The organism is Xanthomonas sp. 3307 (genome assembly GCF_014199735.1).
GTDB lineage: Bacteria > Pseudomonadota > Gammaproteobacteria > Xanthomonadales > Xanthomonadaceae > Xanthomonas_A > Xanthomonas_A rydalmerensis.
Map to the genome: position 1 here is coordinate 211,355 of NZ_JACHOG010000006.1, position 22,301 is coordinate 233,655.

The following is a 22,301-nucleotide window of genomic DNA, read 5'->3' on the forward strand; positions in this document are numbered from 1 at the left end:
ATCCGTGAGTCTTTCGGGGGAGTGGTGCATGCGCGTCGCGCGGTCGGTGTTGTCCTTGTCTGTGGTGTCCGTCTTACTCGGCTTGGCGCCGCCAACACGCGCAGCCGGCGCCGATGCTGCGCCTCCCCCTGATCCCACCACCCTCGACCAGATCGTCGTCACCGGCGAGAAGAGCGGCCGCAGCGTGCAGGACACCACCAGCTCGGTCGCCGTCACCACCGAAGCGCGCATCGAGCAGGAGAACCTGCAGAGCGCCTACGAGGTGTTCAACCGCACCGCCAACATGGCGCAGACCTACGGCGACGCCGGCTTCAGCATCCGCGGCATCCGCAACATCGACGGCGGCAGCGATGCGCCGCTGGCCACCATCTACCTGGACGGCGCCGCACTGCCGTGGAAGGCGATCAGTTGGGTGCCGCTGAGCCTGTGGGACCTGCAGCAGGTGGAAGTCCTGCGCGGTCCGCAGTCCACCCTGCAGGGCGAAAACGCCCTGGCCGGCGCGATCGTCCTGCGTACCGCCGAGCCGACCATGGACTGGCAGGGCAAGCTGCGGGTCCTGGCCTCCGACCCGTCCGACCGCAGCCTGGCCGGCGCGGTCGGCGGCCCGATCGTCCCCGACGAACTGGCGTTCCGCGCCTCGGTGGAGCAGCGCAGCTTCGACGGCTACAACTGGAATCTCACCCGACAGGCCGCCGACGATGCGCAGGTCTCGGCGATCTACCGCGGCAAGCTGCTGTGGACGCCGTCGGCGATCGCCGGGCTGAAGGTGCAACTGGGCTACACCCGCTCGCACCGCACCGGCCCATACATGTACAGCTACGTGCGCACCGACCTGCCCGACTATGCCGAGCACCGCTACGCCACCAACAACACCCCGGACCGCACCCGCAGCGACAGCGACATCGTCACCCTGCAGGCCGATTACGCGCTCTCCGACGCCTGGTCGCTGTCCTCGGTCAGCGCCTGGAACAAGGTCACCTCGTCCAGCATCTGGGACATGGACCATGGCCCGGACAACGCTGGCTACGCGCAGCGCCAGCTCGACGACACCACTGCCTCGCAGGAACTGCGCCTGCACTACGCCGGCGCCTCGGTGCAGGGCCTGATCGGCGCGTACTGGGCGCGGCATGTGGAAGACAACGACGCGCAACTGCTGAACAACGTCGCCACGCCGACCACGACCATCGCCGGCCTGCTGCGCGGCGCCGGCTTCCCGGCCGCCACCGCCACCGCGATCGCCACCCGCTACGCGCAGGCCTTGCCGGTGATTCCGGTCGACTACGTCAGCGCCAGCCCGACCCGCTCCAGCAACCGCGCGCTGTTCGCCGATGGCCAGTGGCAGGTCGGCAGCGGCTTCTCGCTGCTGGGCGGGCTGCGCTACGACCGCCAGCGCTACGCCATGGCTTCCGACACCACCGCGGCCTTCGCCGGCCGCTATCCCGACCCGGCCGCCTTCGCCGCCAGCGGCACTGCGCTGTACCGCGCCGTCGTCGCGATCAACCAGGGCGTGGCCGGCATCGTGCGCTCGGCCAACGGCGAAGTGGCATGGAACACGCGCGACTTCGATGCGCTGCTGCCCAAGCTCGGGGCGCGCTACGACTGGAGCCCGGACCTGTCGACCAGCCTGGTGGTGCAGCGCGGCTACCGCTCCGGCGGCTCCAGCTTCAACTCGGCGCGCAGCCAGGCCTTCCCCTACGACCCGGAATACACCTGGAACTACGAAGCCTCGCTGCGCTCGCAGTGGCTGGACCGGCGCCTGACCCTCAACGCCAACGCCTACTACATCGACTGGAAGGACAAGCAGACCACCGCCTACTTCGGCCTCAACAGCTTCGACTACAACACCGTCAACGCCGGCCGCGCGCATCTGTACGGCGCCGAGCTCGAGGCCAGCCACCGGCCAAACGAGGCGTTCGACTGGTACGGCTCGCTGGGCTACGCGCGCACCCGCTACGACAGCTTCACCACCGTCGCCGGTGCCTCGATCATCGACTACGCCGGCCGCGAGTTCGCCTACGCGCCGCGCTGGACCGCGGCGCTGGGCGCCAACTGGCGCTTCGCCGACGGCTGGCTGGCCAACCTCAATGCCAGCTTTCGCGACCGCGTCTACACCGATGTCGGTGCCGGCGCGGTGCAGCTGGCCTCGCGCACCGTGGTCAATGCCAAGTTCGGCTACGAGACCCTGGACTGGAGCGCGTGGATCTTCGCCAACAACCTGCTCGACCGCCACTACGCGCAGTACCGCTGGGCCACCGATCCGATCGCCATCCTGGGCGCGCCGCGCGTGGTCGGCATCGGCTTCGAGGCGCGCTGGTGATGCCTGCCGTCGCCACCGCCGGCTATCTGCTGGCCGCCGCGCTGGCGGCGCTGGCGTTCTACCTGGCCACCGCGCACCAGCGGCTGTGTCCGGCGTGGCGGCGGCACGCACGCGCGCTGCGCGTGGCCGGCACGCTGTTGTGCGTGGCGGCGCTGGGCGCGGCGATCGTCGCGCTGGGCGTGTGGGCCGGCGTCTTCGCCGCGTTGAGCGCGACGATGCTGGCGGCGGTGGCCTTGCCGTACCTGGATGCCTGGTGGCACCTGCACGGAGGCGATGCCGATGTGGGCTAGATGGCTGGCGGCGATCGTGCTCGGCCTGCCACTGGCGGTGGGCGTCATCGGGCTGTGCGTGCTGCTGTGGCCGGGCGACCTGCAGGTGCACACGCTGCCGTGGCTGTTGCTGGTGTTCCCGGCATGGATCGGTGCGATGTCGCTGGCCTTCGTGTTCCGCAGCGGCGCGCGCGCGTGGCTGTGGCTGGGCGCGGCGACCGCGCTGTGCTACGTGGCGCTGTTCCTGCTCAAGGCCAGTCATCTCGTGCAGGTGACCCCATGAAGGCCGCGACCCTGCGCCAGTTCCTGTCGGCGCACAGCTGGATGGGCCTGCTCGCCGGCATGGCCTTGTTCATCGCCTTCTATGCCGGGGCGATCAACGTGTTTACCCACGACCTGGAGCAGTGGCCGCGGCCGCCAGCGGTGCGCGCGCCGGCGCTGCCGCCGGAACAGGCCACGCAGGCGCTGGCCGATGCGGTGCTGGCGCGGCATCCGGCGCTGGCCGAGTCCTACACGCTGATGCTGCCCGGCGAAGGCCGCACGCTGCCGCAGTTCTATGCGTTCGGCCCGGCCGCGCAGCAGGCCTTCGGCGGCATCGTGCAGTTCCAGCCCGGTGCCGATGGGCAACCGGTGCAGCTGCCGCAGCGCAGTGGTTTCGTCGACTTCCTGTACGACCTGCACTTCACCGCCGGGTTGCCGCGCACCTTCGGCACCTATCTGTTCGGCGTGGTCTGCCTGCTGTACGGGCTGGCTCTGGTCAGCGGCGTGGTGCTGTACGCGCCGGTGCTGCTCAAAGACCTGTTCGCGCTGCGCCGCGGTCGCAACGTCAAGCGCCTGTGGCAGGACGCGCACAACGCCATCGGCATGTTGTCGCTGCCGTTCCACGTGATCTTCGCCTGGTCCGGCGCGGTGCTGACCCTGGGCGTGCTGTTGCTGGCGCCGTTCCAGTACCTGGTGTTCGACGGCAAGCTGATGCAGGTGTTGCAGCCGGACTTCGAACTGGCCCCGCACGTGCAGCCCGCGCACGTGGCCGCACCGATGCTGCCGGTGGCCGAGCTGGTGGCGCGGGCGCGCGCGGCCAATCCCGGCTTCGTGCCGGAGAGCCTGTCCTTCCACGATGCCGGCGACGCCAACGCGCAGGTGGAACTGTACGGCCACCAGGACCAGCGCCGGCTCAACACGCTGGCCGGCGTCGCCCTGCGCGCGGCCGACGGCAAGGTGCTGCGGGTGCTGTCGCCGCAGACCATGTCGCCGGGCGTGGCGTCGCTGCGCGGCCTGCAGACCCTGCACTTCGGCAACTACGGGCGTTGGCCGCTGCAGTGGCTGTACTTCCTGCTCGGGCTCGGCGGTGCGTTCCTGTTCTACAGCGGCAACCTGCTGTGGGTGGAAGCGCGACGCAAGCGTCGTCAGCACGCGCAGCCGCTGCGCACCCACGTCATGGCACGGCTCACCACCGGCGTGTGCCTGGGCTGCGTGGCCGGGGTGTCGGCGCTGTTCGTGGCTGCGCGCCTGTTGCCGCCGGGGATGGAGCGCGGTGCGTACTACGCCGTGTTCGCGCTGGGTGTGGCCTGGGCGCTGCTGCGGCCGACCGCGCGTGGCGCCTACGAACTGCTGCTGGCCTGCGCGGTGCTGACTGCACTGGTGCCGTTGGCCGGCTTGCGCGGCGCCACCGGTTGGGTGGCACCGTGGAGCAGCGGCACGCTGCTGGCGATCGACGCCTGTGCGGTGGTGCTGGCCTGGGCCTATTGGCAGATGGCGCGCGCCGCGTCCCGCCGCGGGCAGGGCGGCGATCCGCATAGCGTGTGGGCGTTCCCGCCGCCGCGTTGACGCTCGGCCTGCCGCGCCATATCGGGCGCGGCAGGGCGCCACTGTCACGCAACCGATCGTCCCAAAAGTGGACAATCACGCGCCGGTGCTTTTTCATGGTCGCGACGTGGGCACCGCAGCGTCCGCGCGAAACCGAATCGGGTGACATGATGTGATGTGACCTGATCCGCACTTCGCGCCGCGTTGCCGTCGACAGGGGACTGCATGCACGAGCGTTACCAGGAGCCAAACGACGCGCCGCCGGGCGAGGCCTATGCGGCGCAGTTGCGCAAGGGATTCGCCGCGCTGCGTTTCGATCCTCCGCTGGAACGGGCGTATCGCCGCTACACCGCCGCCACATTGGGCTTCGCGCAGCGCGTGGCGGCCTCGCTGGGCGTGTTGATCGCGCTGCTGTTGCTGGGCTGGGACGCGGTGCATTTCGGCTGGCGCGGCGGCGGTCTGCCCGGCTATGCGGTTGCGGTGCGAGCAGCGACCCTGCTGGCGCTGTTGTGGGTGGCCGCCGCGATCCACCGGGCCGACACGCACGGGCCCGGCCGTGCCGCGTTGTTGTTGCTGGTCGGCGGCACCGGACTGGTGCTGTCGAGCATCGGCTACCCGCCGCAGGAGCTGCGCTATGCGGCGGCGGTGATGACCCTGGTGATCGTGGCCGGCTTCTTTCCGCTGGGCATGGCGCTGTGGCAGAGCGTGGCAGTGGCGCTGCTGCTGTGCGCGATCAGCGCCGTGTCCGGCCACCTGCTGCTGGACGGCGCCGCGCACGATGCCTACCTGCGCCTGCAGTGGCTGCTGTGGACCGCGGTGCCGGTCGGCGCGGTCGGCGGCTACCTGCGCGAACACTCGCGCCGCGAAGGCTTCCTGCAGCGGCGGGTGCGCGACGACGAAGCCTTGCGCGACGCGCTCACCGGGCTTGGCGACCGCCGCCGCTTCGACGAACACCTGGCGGTGGCGCTGGCCGAGCGCGGGCGCCTGCAGCGCGGGCTGGCGCTGATCCTGGTTGAGTTGGACGGCTTCGCCGCGCTGGCGCAGCGCAGCGGTGCCGGTGCCGCCGACCGCGCGGTGCTGGAGGTGGCCGAAGCCATGCAGTGCCTGCTGCGGCCGCTGGACGTGGCCATGCGCATCGGCGCCGACCGCTTCGCTCTGGTGCTGTACGACGCCAGTGGCGCGCACCTGCGCCAGGTGGCGCCGGCGCTGCGCGACATGGTCGAGGTGATGGCGATCGCGCAGGACACAGCGGATGCGCCGCCCCTGACGGTGAGCGTCGGTGCGCTGTTGGCCGCGCCCGAGGACACGCCGGCCACGCTGATGCAGCGCGCCGAGGCGCTGCTGGATTCCGCGCGCGCCGTCGGCAACCGCGTGGTGCTGGCCGAGGACACCGGTTGGTAGCGCGCGCTGGCGATGCGGTGACAATCGCCGGCGCTGCCGGCGCCCATTCACTCCGTTGAGCGTGGCACCGACGGGCGCAACGCGCGATACGCCGCCTCGCTCCAGACCAACGCCATCCCTTCGCCCTTGGGCGCCACCGGCTGGAATCCGTACTTGGCGTACAACGCCGGCACATCCGCGACCAGGCTGATGTAAGCGCCTTCGACGGCATGCGTGTGCAGCCACGCCATGAGCGCGTCCATGATGCGGCGACCCAGACCCTTGCCCTGGTGCGCCGGATCGACCGCGATGTCGACGACGTCGAAATTCAGCACGCCATCGCCGACGATGCGTCCCATGCCGACGATCTGCTCGCCATCGCGGACATGGACGCCAAAGCAACTGCCGGGCAGCGCGCGGCGCACGCCCTCCAGCGGACGCGGCGAAAGTCCCGCCACCTCGCGCAGGCGGCAGAACACCTCGGCTGGTGGCGTTTCCTCGACGATCCGGTAATCGCTCATGGCGGTGCTTCCTTTCGCGCGCTTTTTGCGCCTCGCGTGCAGCGTAATACAGGTGGCTGCGGCGCGGAATGCACATCGACAGGTGGTGGATAGGACTCGCGTAGCGCCTCGCGATCGAAATCCCTCCAATGGCCTTACGGCCGATGCCCCCATCGAACTCCCACTGCAGGAGCGCCTTCAGCGGCGGCGGGCGTCGCCGGCAATGTCGGCCGCACGCGTGCTAGTCCAGTGCCACGGTCTGGCGAGGGCTCGGCCAGAACAGGGCGGCCTGACCCCACGCGGCGGCGCTGCCGAAGCCCAGCTGCCAGATTTCGCCATCATGGATGAGGAAGCTGTTGCCCAGCTTGTCGACCCGTGGCCCGCTGTAGCCGTCGGCGAAGCCGTTGCGCTTGACGGTCTCGAGCAATCGTTGCCGTTCGGCGCGATCGGAGGGACCCGCACTCAGGCGGGACGGCAGTGAGAGCATCTCGCGCTCGCTGTACTTGAAGCAGTGCAAGGCGCAGCGATTGGCGTAGAAGAACACGGGATCATCAGTGCCGGCGTCATGCGCGAGGATGGCGTACGGCGCATGCGCGTGCAGCCAACGATAGCGATCTGCGATGGTGTCGGGGCAGTACAGCCGGTGACCGCTGAGCGCGCGATAGCAGTCGTCGATGCGCGCGAGCAAGCTCAGCTGGCGATCGGAAGGCGGCATGGGTGCGTGTGAGTCGCCTGCAGGAGCAGGGATTGTCGCGGACACTGCGCGATCGTGGACGTGACGCCGCGCATGCTGCGCGCATCCTCGGCGGTGTGTCTACGACGCTGTCACGCACGCGAGGCGACGCGCAGATCCTCAGAACGTCCCACGCTGCACGAACGGCACCTGCGCGTAGAGCCGGCGTTCGCCGCCGCGCGGGTCGTGCGCCAGGCGGCTGTCGTTGTCGAACAACAGGGTTTCGCGCCGGGCCAGCGAATAAGGTTCCCAACGCGACAGGCCGGCGTGGTTGGGATCGCCGTGGCGGGCGAAGGCAAGCAGCGCTTCGCTCATCGTATCGGCCATGCGCTGCGCGTCGGCGCCATCGCCGGTGCGCGAGCCGGGCTGGCGGATGTTGTCGAACACCAGCGGGATGTCCAGGGTGTGGAAGGCGCCGAACTTGCCACCGTCCAGCGGCGAGCCCCAGTCGAGCTGGTAGACCCAGGTGGGCGCGCCCTGCCGCGCCCGCGCCTCGGCTTCCTCCACCGCGCCGCGCCAGGAACGGCCGGCGGTGGTCGCGGCGAAGAACACCTCGCTCGGCGTGTAGTGCGGATACAGCCGCCGGTACTCGGCGATCACCACCTGCGGCGACAGGTCCACGAACTGCTCCTGCGCCAGCTTGTCCGGCAGGGCGTCCCAGCTCAACGCGAAGTTGGCCGGATCGTGGCCGAGGAAGGCGCGGGTCTCGTCGCGGGTGTTGCCGATGACCATCGGGATGCGCGCCGATTGCGGCGTCGCGTCCGGCCAGAACGGATGCCGGTGCAGCACCTGCGCATCCAGCACCGGGCCCAGGTACAGCGCGGTGGTCTCGGCGCGCGACGGGTCGGGCGTGCGCGTGGCCTCGAGCACGCGCTGTAGCGGCAGCGCGCGCAGCGTGTCCAGTTGCGAGGGCTTCAGCTGCAGGGCCTGCAGCAGCAGCTGCGCGCGCTGGCTGGCGGCCCGCGGCCCGGCGGCGGTGACCTGTTGCCCGCTCATGGTCCAGGCGCGGTGGAACAGACCCTGCGCGGCCGGCATCGCCATCAGCGTGGCGATCTTGGCGCCGCCGCCGGACTGGCCGAACACGGTGACGTTGCCGGCATCGCCGCCGAACTCGGCCGCGTGCGTGCGCACCCACTGCAACGCCTGCACCAGGTCGAGCTGGCCGACGTTGCCCGAGGCGGCATAGGCATCGCCGCCGAACGGCGCCAGGTACAGATAGCCGAACGCGTTGAGGCGGTGATTGACGCTGATCACCACCACGTCGCCGCGCTGGCACAGGCGCACGCCGTCGTACAGCGGGTCGCTGCCGGAGCCGTTGTTGTAGGCGCCGCCGTGGATGTAGAACAGGATCGGGCGCTTGGCGTCGTCGCGCAGGCCCGGGGTCCAGACGTTGAGGAACAGGCAGTCCTCGCTGACCGGCTCGGACCCGCGCTGCGGCGCCGACGCGGCATAGGCGCTGCAGTCGCGCACGCCGTGCCACGGCTGTTCCTGCAACGCCGGCTGGAAGCGCCGCGGCGCGGTGTCGGCGCCGTAGGGAATGCCCTTGAACACGCACACGCCCTCATCGCGCACACCGTGGATGCGGCCGCTGCGGGTGCGCGCCAGCGGTGCCGCTGGCGTCGGCATCGTCGCCGTTGCGAGACCGGGCAGCGCGCCGCTCAAGGCCAGCGCGCCGAGCGCGCCGTCGCGCAGGAAGCGGCGCCGGCCGTGGTCGTCGGGGGCGGTCACGTCGGGTGCGGCAGGAAGCGGGGCGGGCAGGCGAGGGCGGGTGGTCATGCGTGGACGGTGTCCTGGCTAGGCGATCGGGGACGTTTGTGTGGCGTGGCGGCGCGATCGCCTGGCGGGGCAGCCATGTGGCTCACTTCCCCCCCGTCGGCGGCGGGATCGGCGCGCGGGCGCGTGGATCGTCCTGCACGTTGCGCATCCAGCTCAGCGCCAGTTGCGGCCACGCCGCCAACGGCAGGCCGGCAATACCGCGGGTGCCGAAGCCATGGCCGCCGTGCGCGAACAGGTGCAGCTCGGCCGGCACCCCGGCCTGGCGCAGCGCCTGGTAGAACAGCAGGCTGTTCTCCTCCGGCACCACCCGGTCGTCCTGCGCGTGCACCAGGAAGGTCGGCGGCATGCCGGCGTGCACGCGGTTCTGCAGTGAGTAGGCGGCCATGGTCGCCGCGTCCGGGTGGCGGCCGAGCAGGCGTAGCCGCGAGCCGGTGTGCGCCGCGGTGCCGCTGCCCATGTCGATGACCGGATACAGCAACAGCAGGAAGTCCGGGCGTGCGCTGACCCGATCGATCGCATCGCGGGCCGGATACACCGGGTCGTCGTAGCGGGTGCCGAGGCTGGCGGCGACGTGACCGCCGGCGGAAAAGCCGATCGAGCCGATGCGGTGCGGGTCCACGCCGTAGTCGGCGGCATGTGCGCGGATCAGGCGCAGCGCGCGCTGCGCGTCGGCCAGCGGCTGGTCGCGCGCGGCGGCGCCATCGGCGGCGGCGTCGGGGAGCCGGTATCGCAGCACGAACAGGGTGATGCCGGCCTGTTCGGCGAAGATCGGCACCAGCGCGGTGCCTTCCTTGTCCAGCACCACGCGCGCATAGCCGCCGCCCGGGGCAACCAGCAGGGCGCTGCCGTTCGGCGTCTTCGGCCGGTACACCACTAGGTAGGGCTGGTAGCGGCCGCTGAGCGCGCGATCGGGCAGGGCCGGATCGTCGCTGCGCTCGACCAGGTGCGGTTGATCGGGACCAGCCGTCGATCCCGGCGCCGGACCTGGCCACAGCGGCAGCCGCGCCGCCAGCTCGGCGGCGCTCTCGCTGGCCGGCCGCTCGGCCGCCGCGGCCGTGCCGAGGGCACCCAGCAGCAGGCCCAGCGCCGCCAGCACGGCGATGCACGGACGGGACCGATGCCTGCCGCGGCGCGGGGACAAAGGTTCGGCGGGGCGCAGACGGGTGGGGAGCAGCAGGGCCGACATCGTCGAGATCTCCGTCGTGGATGGAAGAAACCCGCGTGGCGCGTGACCGACGAGGGCGGTGGCCCCAGTGTGCGCGTGGCCTGCGCCAACGCATGACGCTGTGTTGCTGTTGCTGTTGCTGTTGCTGTTGCTGTTGCTGTTGCTGTTGCCGTTGCCGACTCCCGACTCCCGACTCCCGATTCCCGATTCCCGATTCCCGATTCCCGATTCCCGATTCCCGATTCCCGATTCCCGATTCCCAGCTCTTTGCCGCACCGCACATTGCCAATGACACCGGTTTACCATATACAACGGCGCAACGCGCTGTCGATGCGCGGCGCAGCAATTCCCCGACCCCCATCCTTGCGGAGATGCCCTTGAGCCTTCCTTCCGGCCCGTCGCAGACGCCACCGCCCGCGTTGGCCGACATCGCGGCCCGCTTCGTCCAGGCCCGTCGCCAGGGCCGCGCGCTGCCTGATTTCCCCGGCGTCATCCCGGACGATCTGGAGACCGCCTACCGCGTGCAGGACCTGGCGATCGCGCAATGGCCGGACCGCGTGGTCGGCTGGAAGGTCGGCTACATCGCGCCCGAGCGCCGCGACCATTCCGGGGACGAGCGTCTGCTGGGCCCGATCTTTGCCGCTGCGCTATGGAATGCTACCGGTGGAACAGCGGACATCCCGGTGTTCGACGGCGGCTTCGGCGCGGTCGAGGCCGAGTACGTGCTGCGTCTGGATGCGGACGTGCCGGCCGAGCAACTGGACTGGACCGCGGAACAGGCAGCGCAGGTCCCATCCACGCTGTTCATCGGCGTGGAAGTGGCGAGCAGCCCGCTGGCCACGATCAACCAGCTGGGGCCGCGCGTGGTGATCTCCGATTTCGGCAACAACAACGGCCTGCTGCTGGGGCCGCAGGTGCCCGACTGGAGCACGCTGGACGAGACCGCGCTGCGCGCCGAGACCTGGATCGAGGGCCAATGCGTGGGCAGCGGCGGCGCCACGCTGCTGCCGGGCGGCCTGCGCGCGGCGTTCGCGTTCGCGCTGGCGCGTTCGGCCAGGCGCGGGCGGCCGCTGCGCCGCGGCGAGCTGATCGCCACCGGCAACGCCACCGGCATCCACGACATCGCCATCGGCCAGCAGGCGACGATCCGCTTCGACGGCTACGGCGAACTTCACTGCAGGGCGGTCGCGGCCTAGGCTGCGACGGCAATGACGCGCGGGAGGGCGCAGCATGATCACTCGTAGACGATTCCTGGGCGCGGGTCTGACCGCGGCGGCAGCGGCCGGCGTGCCGCTGGGCGCGCTGGCGCAACGCGGCCAGACGCGCCTGCTCACCGCCACCGACGTGCACGTGGCCGACTACCCCACCGTGGAGGCGGTGCGCTGGTTCGGGCAGACCCTGGAGCAGAAGACCGGCGGCCGCCTGCGCCTGCGCCAGTACCACTCCGGCCAGCTCGGCCGCGAGGCCGAGGCGATCGACATGGCGCGCTTCGGCGCCATCGACATCACCCGCGTGTACTCCGGCGCGCTGAACAACGCCTTCCCGCTGACCCAGGCGCTGTGCCTGCCGTACGTGTTCGACTCGGTGGCGCACCTGCGCCGCGCGATCGACGGCCATGTCTGCGACAGCATCCTGCGCAGCTTCGAACGGCGCGACCTGGTCGGGCTGGCGATCTACGACTCCGGCGCGCGCTGCTTCTACAACACCAAGCATCCGCTGCGGCAGCCCAAGGACCTGCACGGGCTCAAGCTGCGCGTGGCGTCCTCGGACATCTTCCTCAAGCTGATGCGCATGCTCGGCGCCAACCCGACGCCGATGTCGCTGGGCGAGACCTTCTCGGCGATGGAGACGCACATGATCGACGGCGCCGAGAACAACATGCGCAGCTTCCAGTCCAGCCGCCACTTCGAGGCCGCGCACTACTGGTCGCAAAGCGATCACTCCTACGCGCCGGACGTGCTGGTGATGTCCAGGCGCAGCTTCGAAGCGCTGGCGCCGGACGAGCGCGCGCTGGTGCTGGAGACCGCGCGGCAATCGGTGACGGTGATGCGCCGGCTGTGGGACGCCTCCGAGGCGCAGGCGCGGCAGCAGGTGATCGACTACGGCGTGGCCATCAACGCGGTGGACATGCCCGCCTTCCGCAAGGCCGCCGCGCCGCTGCTGGCCGAGTACCGGCAGCAGCCGGAGATCGAAGCCCTGTACCGCCGCATCCGCGATTTCGCCTGAGTCCATGCCGATGACCGACCACGACCCCGCCCTCCCGGTGCCGCCGTTGCAGCGGCTGCTGGACCGCATCGCCAACCTCGCCATCGGCATCGCCGCCGCGGCCCTGCTCGGGCTGGTGGTGGTGCAGGGCTGGCAGGTGTTCACCCGCTACGTCCTCAACGATTCGCCGAGCTGGACCGAGCCGGTGACGCTGCTGCTGCTGAGCACGGCGATGAGCCTGGGCGCGGCTGCCGGCGTGCACACGCGCCGCCACTTCGGCTTCTTCCTGCTGGCCGAGACGCTGCACGCCACCCTGCGCCGCGTCATCGACCTGCTGCGCCCGCTGCTGGTGGCCGCCATCGGCGCAGTCATCGCGTGGTGGGGCGCGGTGCTGCTGCTGGACGGGCTGGACATCAAGATCGCCGGCGCGCGGATGCCGCAGAGCATCAACTACCTGCCGCTGTCGATCGGCGGCGCGCTGATGAGCGTGTTCGCGCTGTACCAGGCCTGGCGGGTGCTGCGCCCGGGTACCACCATGGGGAGGAACTGAGCATGGCCATCGCCATCCTGTTGGGATTGTTCGTGGTGCTGCTGCTGATCGGCGTGCCGGTGGCGTACGCGCTGGGCACGGCGGCGCTGGCCACGCTGCTGTACCTGGACCTGCCGGCGGTGGTGCTGGTGCAGCAGATCTCCGCCGGCAGCGGCTCGGCGTCGCTGATCGCGATCCCGTTGTTCATCTTCGCCGGCGAGCTGATGCTGCGCGGCGGCATCTCCGACCGCCTGATCGCGCTGGCCTCCTCGCTGGTCGGGCGCATGCGCGGCGGCCTGGGCCAGGTCAGCGTGCTGTCCTCGCTGTTCTTCGGCGGCGTGTCCGGCTCGGCCATCGCCGACGTCTCGGCGGTCGGCGGCACCATGATTCCGCAGATGATCAACCGCGGCTACGACCGCGACTACGCGGTCAACGTGAGCATGACCGCGGCGCTGGTGGCGCTGCTGGTGCCGCCTTCGCACAACCTGATCCTGTTCTCGGCCGCGGCCGGTGGCGGCCTGTCGATCGCCGACCTGTTCGCCGCCGGCATCGTCCCGGCGCTGCTGATGACCGCGGCGATGATGCTCACCGGCTACGCGGTGGCGCGCTCGCGCGGCTACGGCACCGAGGCGTTCCCGGGCTGGCGCGCAGTGGCGCTGCGCCTGGTGGGCGCGCTGCCGGGCCTGGGCCTGGTCGCGCTGATCTTCGTCGGTATCCGCGCCGGCATCTTCACCGCGGTGGAGAGCGCGGCGATCGCGGTGGTGTACGCACTGCTGGTCACCGCGCTGCTGTACCGGCAGTTGCGCTGGGCCGAGTTCTTCGCCGCGGTGACGCACGCCGCGCGCACCACCGGCGTGATCCTGTTCGTGATCGCCACCGCGGCGGTGTTCGGCTGGCTGCTGGCCTACCTGCAGGTGCCGACGGCGGCGGTGCACTTCCTGCAGTCCATCGCCCACAGCCAGCACACCGTGCTGCTGATGATCGTGGTGATGCTGCTGCTGCTGGGCATGTTCATGGACCTGGCGCCGAAGATCCTGATCTGCACGCCGATCTTCCTGCCGGTGGCCAAGGCCTACGGCATCGACCCGATCCATTTCGGCCTGGTGATGGTGCTGGCCGGCGGCATCGGCCTGATCACCCCGCCGGTGGGCTCGGTGCTGTTCATCGGCACCTCGATCGGGCAGATCACCGTCGCCCAGAGCATGCGCACCATCTGGCCGTTCTGGCTGGCGGCGCTGTGCGTGCTGCTGATCGTGGCGTTCTTCCCGGAACTGTCGCTGTGGCTGCCGCGCGCGCTGCGCGCCTGAGCCGGCCCGGCGGCGCCGGTTCGCGCCAGGCGGCTGACCGCGGGCCGTGCGCGCCGATCGCCGCTGCCGGCGCAGGCCCACGGGTCCCGGGTCCCGGGTCCCGGGTCCCGGCATGGTGCGCTTACACCGCTTCCGTGACCGTACGCTGGAGCGAGCATGACACCCAGTAGAATCCCCTTTCTTTCGTCCGGTCTTCCGTCCATGGCGCCGAACAAGCCCCGTCCCGCCGATGCTCCCGCTTCCGCCCACGGCAAGGCCGCGACGATCAACGACATCGCGCGCCTGTCCGGGGTGTCGAAGAAGACCGTGTCGCGGATCATCAACAACTCGCCGCTGGTGCGCAAAGACACCCGCGAGAAGGTCGAGGCGCTGATGCGCGAGGTCGGCTACGCGCCGGACCCGCTGGCGCGCGGGCTGGCGTTCCGCCGCTCGTTCCTGATCGGCATGGTCTACGACAACCCCACCGCGCAGTACATCGTGGACATGCAGTACGGTGCGCTGGACGCGCTGCGCGGTTCCAGCTTCGAGTTGGTGGTGCACCCGTGCGACAGCCGCAGTCCCGGCTACATCGAGGGCGTGCGCCGCTTCGTGCAGCAGCAGAAGCTGCACGGAGTGATCCTGGTGCCGCGCGCCTCCGAGGACCAGGCGCTGGCCGACATGCTCGCCGGCATTGGCGTGCGCTACACCCGCATCGCCTCGCTGCCGCTGGACGACACCTCGCAGATGGTGGTCACCCACGACCGCGACGGTGCCGCCGAGGCCGCCGACTACCTGCTGTCGCTGGGCCACCGCGACATCGCCCTGATCACCGGCCCCAGCGCCTACCGCTCCGCGCACGAGCGCACTGCCGGCTTCATCGACGCGCTGACCCGACGCGGCATCGAACTGCCGCCGGCGCGCATCGTCGAGGCTGGCTACACCTTCGAATCGGGCGTGGCCGCGGCGGAGAAGCTGCTGCTGGGCAAGCAGCGCCCCAGCGCGATCTTCACCGGCAACGACGAAATGGCCGCCGGCGTGTACAAGGTCGCGCTGCGCGCCAACATCAACATCCCGCGCCAGCTCTCGATCATCGGCTACGACGACAGCCCGCTGGCCTCGCGGCTGTGGCCGTCGCTGACCTCGGTGCGCCGCCACACCCGCGACACCGGCCGCACCGCCGCGGCGATGCTGATCCAGCCCGAGGGCACGCCATCGCTGGCGGTGGCCAGCGTGCGCCCGCACCTGATCGTGCGCGACTCCTGCCAGCCGCCGGAAGACTGAGCACGGCGCGGCGGGTGTAGACTGCCCGCCGACCGTGCGGACACCGCTCCGCCCATCGAAGGCCCGTTCCGTTCCGGCACCGCCCGGGCGGACCCACGCGGCCTTCCTGCGAGGAGCCTTCGCCATGTCGTCCCCTGTCCCTGCCGCCACCGCGGTCCGTTTCGGCCGCCTGGCGCCGACCGTGCCCGTCGCCGAGATCGCCCGCGCCGTCGCCTTCTACACGGAACGGCTGGGCTTCCGCAGCGTGTTCCAGAACGGCAGCCCGGTCGGCTTCGTGATCCTGAAGAAGGACGACGCCGAATTGCATCTGACCCTGCGCCCCGGCCACCGCGGCAACACCAGCAACGTCGCCCATCTGCTGGTCGACGACGCGGCGGCGCTGCACGACCACCTGCAGACCCAGGGCGTGCGCATCATCAAGGCGATCCGCGATGCCGACTTCGGCCTGCGCTGCTTCGTCTTCGCCGACCCCGACGGCAACCGCATCGACGTCGGCCAGCCCCTGTCGCGTTGAGCCGCTGAGCCGCTGCGCCGCCCCGCGGCGCAGTGCTGTCCATCCCCAATCCCGAATCCCCAATCCCCGCCCTTCGTGCACTGCGGAATGACACCGGTTTACCAGACCCGCTAGACTGTCCTCCGTGGCGGGCTGCCGCATGCCGTCGCCTGCACTGGAGAAGCCCATGTCCCTGTACTGCAAGACCCACTACGCCACCCATCCCGACGCGATCAAGGGCGCCAGCAACGACCAGTTGCGCGACCTGTACCTGCTCGACGGCCTGTTCGTGGACGACGCGGTGACCCTGAAGTACACCCACTACGAGCGCTTCGTGCTCGGCGGCGCCGCCCCGCGCACACGGGCGCTGACGCTGCCGGCGCAGACCGAGCCGGCCTCGGCCGCCGGCCACCCGTTCCTGGAGCGGCGCGAGCTGGGCGTGATCAACGTCGGCGCCGGCAGCGGCACCGTCACCGTCGACGGCACCGCGTATCCGCTGGGACCGAAGGACGGTCTGTACGTGGCGATGGGCAGCGTCGAGGTGGTGTTCGCCTCCGACGACGCGGCCACGCCGGCGCAGTTCTACCTGGCCTCCACCCCGGCGCATGCGCGCTTCGCCACCAAGCGGCTGTCGATCGCCGAGGCGGTGGCGCTGGACCGCGGCGCGCTGGAGACCAGCAACGAACGCACCATCTACCAGTACATCGTGCCGGCCACCTGCCAGTCCTCGCAGTTACTGCTGGGCCTGACCGTGCTCAAGCTGGGCAGCGTCTGGAACACCATGCCGCCGCACCTGCACGATCGCCGCAGCGAGGTCTATTTCTATTTCGACCTCGGCGCCAACGACCGCGTGTACCACTTCATGGGCGAGCCGGACGCGCAGCGCCACATCGTGGTGCAGAACAACGAGGCGGTGGTGTCGCCGCCGTGGTCGATCCACATGGGCGCCGGTACCGCCAACTACGCCTTCATCTGGGCGATGGGCGGCGAGAACCTCGACTACACCGACATGCACGTGCTGGACATCTGCCAACTCAAGTAGGCCGCCGTCCGCGCCGTGCTCCGCCACCGTCCCCGCCATCCGCATCCCTTCTAGGAGCCCCCGCAATGACCCATCCGTTCAGTCTCGAAGGCAAGGTCGCCCTGGTCACCGGCGCCAACACCGGCCTCGGCCAAGGCATCGCCCTGGCCCTGGCGCAGGCCGGCGCCGACATCGCCGCCGCCGGCATCCAGGCGCCGACCGAGACCGAGGCCAAGGTCACCGTACTGGGCCGGCGCTTCCTCGCCATCGAGGCCAACCTGATCAGCATCGCGCCGGTGCAGCGCATCCTCGACGAGACCCTGGCCGGCCTCGGCCGCCTCGACATCCTGGTCAACAACGCCGGGCTGATCCGCCGCGCCGACGCGGTGGACTTCAGCGAGCAGGACTGGGACGACGTCATGAACGTCAACATCAAGTCCGCCTTCTTCATGTGCCAGGCCGCCGGCCGCCACTTCATCGCCCAGGGCAGCGGCAAGATCATCAACATCGCCTCGATGCTGTCGTTCCAGGGCGGCATCCGCGTGCCGTCCTACACCGCCAGCAAGTCCGGCATCGCCGGCATCACCCGCCTGCTGGCCAACGAGTGGGGCGCCAAGGGCGTCAACATCAACGCCATCGCCCCCGGCTACATGGCCACCGACAACACTGCGCAGTTGCGTGCCGACGCCGCGCGCAACCAGGCGATCCTGGACCGCATCCCGGCCGGCCGCTGGGGCGTGCCGGAAGACCTGGGCGGTACCGCGGTGTTCCTGGCCAGCAGCGCCTCGGACTACGTCAACGGCACCGTGATCCCGGTCGACGGCGGCTGGCTCGCCCGCTAAGCAGAGCGCGTGGCCTTTCCCTTCCCCCACCGGGGGAAGGTGCCCGCAGGGCGGATGGGGGTACGCCCACCGCCGACCCATCCCAACCAAACCCAAACCCCCCACCAAGGACCCCCATGAAAATCGCTCTAATGAACGAATTTAGCCAGGCCGCCAAGAACCCGGTGATCCTGCAGCAGCTCAACGACGTCGCCGCCGCGCAGGGCCACAGCGTGTTCAACGTCGGCATGGACGGCGACGCCGACCATCGCTTGACCTACATCCACCTCGGCATCTGCGCCGGCCTGCTGCTCAACGCCGGCGCGGTGGACTTCGTGGTCGCCGGCTGCGGCACCGGCCAGGGCGCGATGATGTCGCTCAACGCGCACCCGGGCGTGTTCTGCGGCTACTGCATCGAACCCACCGACGCCTACCTGTTCGCCCAGGTCAACAACGGCAACGCGCTGGCGCTGGCCTTCGCCAAGGGCTACGGCTGGGGCGCGGAGATCAACGTGCGCTATATCTTCGAGAAGGCCTTCAGCGGCGAGCGCGGCATGGGCTACCCGGCCGAGCGTCGCGAATCGCAGCAGGCCAACGCCGGCATCCTGACCCAGGTCAAGCAGGCCCTGGCCAAGTCCTACCTGGACGGCCTGCGTGCGCTGGACCCGGAACTGGTCAAGCAGGCCGTGGGCGGCGCGCGCTTCCAGCAGTGCTTCTTCGACAACGCCAAGGACGCCGACCTGCGCGCCTTCGTCGCTGGCGTGCTGGGCAAGGCCGACGCGGCCGCGGCCTGAGGTCGCAGAGACACTCGGGCGCATTCGCCCGGTCGCGTGTCCGCCAAACGCCCCGCACCTGCGGGGCGTTTGCATGCGGACTTACTGCACCAGCAGCAGGCCTTCCGCCAGCGGATAGTTCCGCTCCGGGCAGGCGATATGCATGCTGTCCACCACGTAGAACGTCTGGCCCAGCTTCTGCTCGGTGTGCACCAGGTAGGTCAGCGTGCCGCGCGGCGCGTACAGCTTGGCCAGGATGCCGTGGCCGACCAGCAGCCGCTTCAGGTCCTTGGCGAAGTTGTTGGCGATGGAGTTGGTCTGGCTCTGCGCGCCGACCTGGCACGCCATCAGCACGATCTCCTCGAACGACTCCCTGCCCAGCCCCTTGGCCAGCAGTTGCTGCAGGAACGCCTCCGGCGTCAGCCCGGCAAAGACGTTGACGTTGCCGTGCGAATTGATCACCAGGCGCTTGCCGCGGGTTTTGTTGCTGGGCGACAGCGACGTCGCGTCGAGCATGGTCAACGCGTGCGACTGGGTTTCGCCGAAGTGGGATTGCAGGGCCTTCAGCTTGGTGCCGCGCTGATCCGCCTGATCGCCGTCCAGGCCGACATAAATGAGCATGAGGAGTCTCCCGACGCACAGGACCGCCAACACGCGTTGGGCGGGAGCGTCCGGGAATCCGGGGTGACCGCGTCGTGGCGCACCGATCTCGCTCGCTGCGCAGCGTAGGTGCGCCATCGGTGGCGCCGGGATCGGCGCATTGCCCATTTGCCGACGTGTACCGTCCGATCTCTGCCGCGGTGCAGTTTGTCGCAGCTGCCAGCCGCCGCAGCGGCCCGGCCTGACTGTGCGGCGACGCGAGGACGCGCTGTCCGTGTCCTGGGGCATCGCGACGCGCCTGCAAAACACGCCTAAAGTTTCAGGTGACCCCGCCGATACCCGTCACCTAGTTGGGTCCCGCTGCGTCGCGGGACGACATGGATTTTTCTTTCCCTGCCCTGCGCAGGAGGGTCATGGAGCGACATCAATCTTCCGCTGTGCCTGTTCCCCCCCTCTCGCCGATGGCACGCATCGCGTCCTATGCACGCGATGCGCGCATGCGTGTGGCATGCGGCGACGCTGGGCAAGGACAGAGCCGCTGGCGATGCATTTTTTCGTAGCTGTATCAACAAGGGGTAGTCGATGAAGGACAGTGTGATCAAGGGGACCATGGGGTTGGCGCTTGCGTTGGGCCTGGCGGCTTGCGCGACCGAAACCCATCAGAGCGTCAAGCCGCAGACCGTGGCGGCGGCCAGCGTGCCCTACGCCGGCGCACGCGCGCCGATCGCGGTGGGCAAGTTCGACAATCGTTCGTCCTTCATGCGCGGCCTGTTTTCCGATGGCGCGGATCGTCTGGGCAGCCAGGCCAAGACCATCCTGATCACCCACCTGCAACAGACCAATCGTTTCCGCGTGCTGGATCGCGACAACATGGGCGAGATCAAGCAGGAAGCCCAGATCAAGGGGCAGGCGCAGCAGCTCAAGGGCGCCGACTATGTCATTACCGGCGACGTGACCGAGTTCGGCCGCAAGGAGACCGGCGATACGCAGCTGTTCGGCATTCTCGGTCGCGGCAAGCAGCAGCAGGCCTATGCGAAGGTCAGCCTGAACGTGGTCGATAGCGCGACGTCCGAAGTGGTGTATTCGGTGCAGGGTGGTGGCGAGTACACCTTGTCCAATCGCGAGATCGTCGGTTTCGGCGGGACCTCCAGCTACGACTCCACGCTCAACGGCAAAGTCCTGGATCTGGCGATCCGCGAGGCCGTCAACAATCTCACCGCCGCGGTCCACGCCGGCGCATGGAAGCCGGTCAAGTGACCCGCAACGGACCCTCGCACATGAACACCATCAACGTCCGCACGCGGATCTGGCTCGGCGCCTGCGCCATGCTCGCGCTGGTCGGCTGCGCCCACCAGAACGCATCGCTCTACCAGTGGGGCAGCTACCAGGATCAGGTCTACAGCCACTTCAAGGGCGATAGCCCGGAGCAGCAGATCCAGGCGCTGGAAAAGGACCTGCAGGTGATGCAGGCCGCCAATCGCAGGCCGCCGCCCGGACTGCAGGCGCACCTGGGGATGCTGTACGCGGAAACCGGCAACGATGCCAAGGCCCAACAGCAGCTCCTCGCCGAGAAGGCCCAGTACCCCGAGTCCACCACGTACATCGATCTGCTGTTGAAGAACGGCAGCAACGCCAGGAGCGCGCAATGAAGAACGTCGCAAGAATGGCCTGCGTGGCCGTGCTCGGTCTGCTGCTGAGCGCCTGCGCGACGCAGCCGATGTCCCGCGATTACAGCGCGTACAAGGCCAGCAAGCCGCGGTCGATCCTGGTCCTGCCGCCGGTCAGCCATGCCCCGGATGTCAACGCCAGCCTGAGCGTGCTGTCGGTGACCACGCTGCCGTTGGCCGAAGCCGGCTACTACGTGCTGCCGGTGGCGCCGGTCTACGAGACCTTCAAGCAGAACGGCATCACGGTGGCCGACGAGGCGCAGGCGGTCGCGCCGGAGAAGCTGCGCGAGATCTTCGGAGCCGACGCGGCCCTGTACATCACCGTGGAAAAGTACGGTGCCGTGTATCAGATCATCAACAGCGTGGTGGTGGTTTCAGCCAACGCCAAGCTGGTGGATCTGCGCACCGGGACGGTGCTGTGGCAAGGCCAGGCGCAGGCGTCGAGCGGCGAGAATCAGAACAACGCCGGTGGCGGCCTGGTCGGGATGCTGGTGACCGCTGCGATCAATCAGGTCGTCAACCAGGTCACCGACCAGGGGCATCAGATGGGTAACGTGGCCAGCCAGCGTCTGCTGTCCGCCGGCCACCCTGGCGGTCTGCTGTACGGGCCCTACAACCCGAAGTACGGCACCGATTGACCCTGCGCCACGCCCGGTCTCCGTCAGGTTCGGCGGAGACGGGCATGGCCGCACCTCACACGTCGCCGCCGTCCGCCCAGCCTTCGCCGCTGCCGGCATGGAACACGCGGTCCTGCGGCTGCACCTGGCCGGCCGGCAACTGCGCCTGGTCGGCCAGCGCCGCATAGATCGGGGTGAAGTCCGGCGAGGTCGCCTGCATCAGCTGCTCGAAGCTGTCGATGACGAAGTAGGTCTTCTGGTAGGTGTCGATGCGGTAGCGGGTGCGCATGATCCGCTGCAGGTCGAAGCCGATGCGGTTGGGCGCGTCCGACTCCAGCGAATACAGCGATTCGCCCTTGGACGAGACGATGCCGGCGCCGTAGATGCGCAGGCCGTTCGGCGTGTCGATCAGGCCGAACTCCACCGTGTACCAGTACAGCCGGGTCAGGTTCTGCAGTGCCTCCGGGCCGATCGCATGCGCCTTCACCCCGCCGCGGCCGTAGGCCTGCATGTAGTCGGCGAACAGCGGGTTCATCAGCAGCGGCACGTGGCCGAACAGGTCGTGGAACAGATCCGGTTCGGCGATGTAGTCGATCTGCTCGGGACGGCGGATCCACCAGGTCACCGGGAAGCGGCGGTTGGCCAGATGGTCGAAGAAGTCCAGCTCCGGCAGCAGCCCTTCCACGCCGACCAGGGTCCAGCCGGTGGTCGCCTGCAGTACCGCGTTGAGCGCGTCGAAGCGCGGGATCGCCTGCGGACTCATGCCCATCGCGTCCTGCGCCTGCAGGAACTCGTCACAGGCGCGGCCGACCAGCAGTTCGCGCTGGCGCGTGTACAGCGTGCCCCAGGTGGCGTGGTCGTCGGCGCTGTAGCTGTCCCATGGCTGGGTCACCACGGCGGTGGTGTAGACCGGCACGTAGCCCTTGTCGGTCTGCTGGTGTTCGACGCGGCGCGGTGCGGTGTCCATGGTCGACGCTCCGGAAAGGGATGCCACGATGGTAGGCGCGCAGCCACGCAATGAGCTTGCGAAGTTGCACGGATCCGCGCGCTGCGCGCAAGATT

Annotated in this window: 23 protein-coding genes; 17 read left to right on the plus strand and 6 right to left on the minus strand. The window is 69.7% G+C overall.

Annotated features, from left to right (window positions below; all coding sequences use genetic code 11):
- Nucleotides 1-61: 61 nt before the first annotated feature.
- The 5 genes from GGR64_RS15490 to GGR64_RS15510 all read left to right on the plus strand — a co-directional run bounded on the left by GGR64_RS15490 (nt 62) and on the right by GGR64_RS15510 (nt 5,793).
- On the plus strand, nt 62-2,317 hold the full coding sequence (locus GGR64_RS15490; protein WP_326520351.1) for a TonB-dependent receptor: 2,256 nt from the start codon (nt 62-64) through the stop codon (nt 2,315-2,317).
- On the plus strand, nt 2,317-2,607 hold the full coding sequence (locus tag GGR64_RS15495; RefSeq protein ID WP_184646945.1) for a hypothetical protein: 291 nt from the start codon (nt 2,317-2,319) through the stop codon (nt 2,605-2,607). Before GGR64_RS15490 ends, GGR64_RS15495 begins: the two co-directional genes overlap by 1 nt.
- Nucleotides 2,597-2,869 carry a hypothetical protein gene (locus GGR64_RS15500; protein WP_184646947.1) on the plus strand — a complete coding sequence of 91 codons (273 nt, stop codon included), beginning with the start codon at nt 2,597-2,599 and terminating at the stop codon, nt 2,867-2,869. Before GGR64_RS15495 ends, GGR64_RS15500 begins: the two co-directional genes overlap by 11 nt.
- Nucleotides 2,866-4,413, plus strand: coding sequence for a PepSY-associated TM helix domain-containing protein (locus GGR64_RS15505; RefSeq protein WP_184646948.1), 1,548 nt, complete (start codon nt 2,866-2,868; stop codon nt 4,411-4,413). Before GGR64_RS15500 ends, GGR64_RS15505 begins: the two co-directional genes overlap by 4 nt.
- Nucleotides 4,414-4,617: 204 nt before the next feature.
- Nucleotides 4,618-5,793 carry a GGDEF domain-containing protein gene (locus tag GGR64_RS15510; RefSeq protein ID WP_184646950.1) on the plus strand — a complete coding sequence of 392 codons (1,176 nt, stop codon included), beginning with the start codon at nt 4,618-4,620 and terminating at the stop codon, nt 5,791-5,793.
- A gap of 47 nt (nt 5,794-5,840) precedes the next feature.
- On the opposite strand, the gene GGR64_RS15515 is transcribed toward GGR64_RS15510, so the two are convergent.
- The 4 genes from GGR64_RS15515 to GGR64_RS15530 form a co-directional block, all read right to left on the minus strand.
- Nucleotides 5,841-6,293: a GNAT family N-acetyltransferase gene (locus GGR64_RS15515; protein ID WP_184646952.1), complete on the minus strand. Its 453-nt coding sequence runs from the start codon at nt 6,291-6,293 to the stop codon at nt 5,841-5,843.
- Between the two features lie 220 nt (nt 6,294-6,513).
- Nucleotides 6,514-6,960: an MEKHLA domain-containing protein gene (locus tag GGR64_RS15520; RefSeq protein WP_221236239.1), complete on the minus strand. Its 447-nt coding sequence runs from the start codon at nt 6,958-6,960 to the stop codon at nt 6,514-6,516.
- 165 nt (nt 6,961-7,125) lie between these two features.
- Complete coding sequence (locus GGR64_RS15525) at nt 7,126-8,631, minus strand: carboxylesterase/lipase family protein (protein ID WP_260303043.1); 1,506 nt, start codon at nt 8,629-8,631, stop codon at nt 7,126-7,128.
- 232 nt (nt 8,632-8,863) lie between these two features.
- Complete coding sequence (locus tag GGR64_RS15530) at nt 8,864-9,877, minus strand: alpha/beta hydrolase (RefSeq protein ID WP_184647041.1); 1,014 nt, start codon at nt 9,875-9,877, stop codon at nt 8,864-8,866.
- A gap of 440 nt (nt 9,878-10,317) precedes the next feature.
- Here GGR64_RS15530 and GGR64_RS15535 point away from each other — a divergent pair, with 440 nt between their 5' ends.
- The 9 genes from GGR64_RS15535 to GGR64_RS15575 all read left to right on the plus strand — a co-directional run bounded on the left by GGR64_RS15535 (nt 10,318) and on the right by GGR64_RS15575 (nt 18,376).
- Nucleotides 10,318-11,142 (plus strand): 2-keto-4-pentenoate hydratase, encoded by an 825-nt coding sequence (locus GGR64_RS15535; RefSeq protein ID WP_184646958.1) that lies wholly within the window; start codon nt 10,318-10,320, stop codon nt 11,140-11,142.
- Between the two features lie 34 nt (nt 11,143-11,176).
- Nucleotides 11,177-12,172 carry a TRAP transporter substrate-binding protein gene (locus GGR64_RS15540; protein WP_184646960.1) on the plus strand — a complete coding sequence of 332 codons (996 nt, stop codon included), beginning with the start codon at nt 11,177-11,179 and terminating at the stop codon, nt 12,170-12,172.
- 10 nt (nt 12,173-12,182) lie between these two features.
- Nucleotides 12,183-12,701, plus strand: a complete 519-nt coding sequence (locus tag GGR64_RS15545) for a TRAP transporter small permease (RefSeq protein WP_160968606.1) — start codon at nt 12,183-12,185, stop codon at nt 12,699-12,701.
- Nucleotides 12,702-12,703: 2 nt separating this feature from the next.
- Entirely contained in the window at nt 12,704-13,987 is a 1,284-nt protein-coding gene (locus tag GGR64_RS15550) for a TRAP transporter large permease (RefSeq protein ID WP_160968604.1), read from the plus strand.
- A 201-nt stretch (nt 13,988-14,188) separates the two neighbouring features.
- Nucleotides 14,189-15,247, plus strand: coding sequence for a LacI family DNA-binding transcriptional regulator (locus GGR64_RS15555; RefSeq protein ID WP_010343057.1), 1,059 nt, complete (start codon nt 14,189-14,191; stop codon nt 15,245-15,247).
- 124 nt (nt 15,248-15,371) lie between these two features.
- A complete protein-coding gene (locus tag GGR64_RS15560) occupies nt 15,372-15,761 on the plus strand; it encodes a VOC family protein (RefSeq protein ID WP_184646962.1) in 390 nt (129 codons plus the stop codon).
- Between the two features lie 166 nt (nt 15,762-15,927).
- A complete protein-coding gene (gene kduI / locus GGR64_RS15565) occupies nt 15,928-16,782 on the plus strand; it encodes a 5-dehydro-4-deoxy-D-glucuronate isomerase (RefSeq protein ID WP_160968598.1) in 855 nt (284 codons plus the stop codon).
- Nucleotides 16,783-16,847: 65 nt separating this feature from the next.
- The gene (kduD, locus tag GGR64_RS15570; RefSeq protein ID WP_184646964.1) at nt 16,848-17,603 is read left to right on the plus strand and encodes a 2-dehydro-3-deoxy-D-gluconate 5-dehydrogenase KduD; all 756 of its coding nucleotides are present in this window, start codon (nt 16,848-16,850) and stop codon (nt 17,601-17,603) included.
- Between the two features lie 116 nt (nt 17,604-17,719).
- Nucleotides 17,720-18,376 (plus strand): RpiB/LacA/LacB family sugar-phosphate isomerase, encoded by a 657-nt coding sequence (locus GGR64_RS15575; protein WP_184448782.1) that lies wholly within the window; start codon nt 17,720-17,722, stop codon nt 18,374-18,376.
- Between the two features lie 81 nt (nt 18,377-18,457).
- Here GGR64_RS15575 and GGR64_RS15580 read toward each other — a convergent pair whose 3' ends face one another.
- Nucleotides 18,458-18,976 (minus strand): hypothetical protein, encoded by a 519-nt coding sequence (locus GGR64_RS15580; protein WP_184646966.1) that lies wholly within the window; start codon nt 18,974-18,976, stop codon nt 18,458-18,460.
- Between the two features lie 561 nt (nt 18,977-19,537).
- Between GGR64_RS15580 and GGR64_RS15585 the strand changes: the two genes are divergently transcribed.
- The 3 genes from GGR64_RS15585 to GGR64_RS15595 are packed head-to-tail and all read left to right on the plus strand — an operon-like array spanning nt 19,538 to nt 21,260.
- Entirely contained in the window at nt 19,538-20,212 is a 675-nt protein-coding gene (locus tag GGR64_RS15585; RefSeq protein WP_184646968.1) for a CsgG/HfaB family protein, read from the plus strand.
- 20 nt (nt 20,213-20,232) lie between these two features.
- Entirely contained in the window at nt 20,233-20,604 is a 372-nt protein-coding gene (locus GGR64_RS15590; protein WP_184646970.1) for a DUF4810 domain-containing protein, read from the plus strand.
- Entirely contained in the window at nt 20,601-21,260 is a 660-nt protein-coding gene (locus tag GGR64_RS15595; protein ID WP_184646972.1) for a DUF799 domain-containing protein, read from the plus strand. Before GGR64_RS15590 ends, GGR64_RS15595 begins: the two co-directional genes overlap by 4 nt.
- A 55-nt stretch (nt 21,261-21,315) precedes the next feature.
- Here the strand turns inward: GGR64_RS15595 and phhA are convergent, their stop codons facing one another.
- Entirely contained in the window at nt 21,316-22,206 is an 891-nt protein-coding gene (gene phhA / locus GGR64_RS15600; protein ID WP_184448777.1) for a phenylalanine 4-monooxygenase, read from the minus strand.
- Between the last annotated feature and the right edge of the window lie 95 nt (nt 22,207-22,301).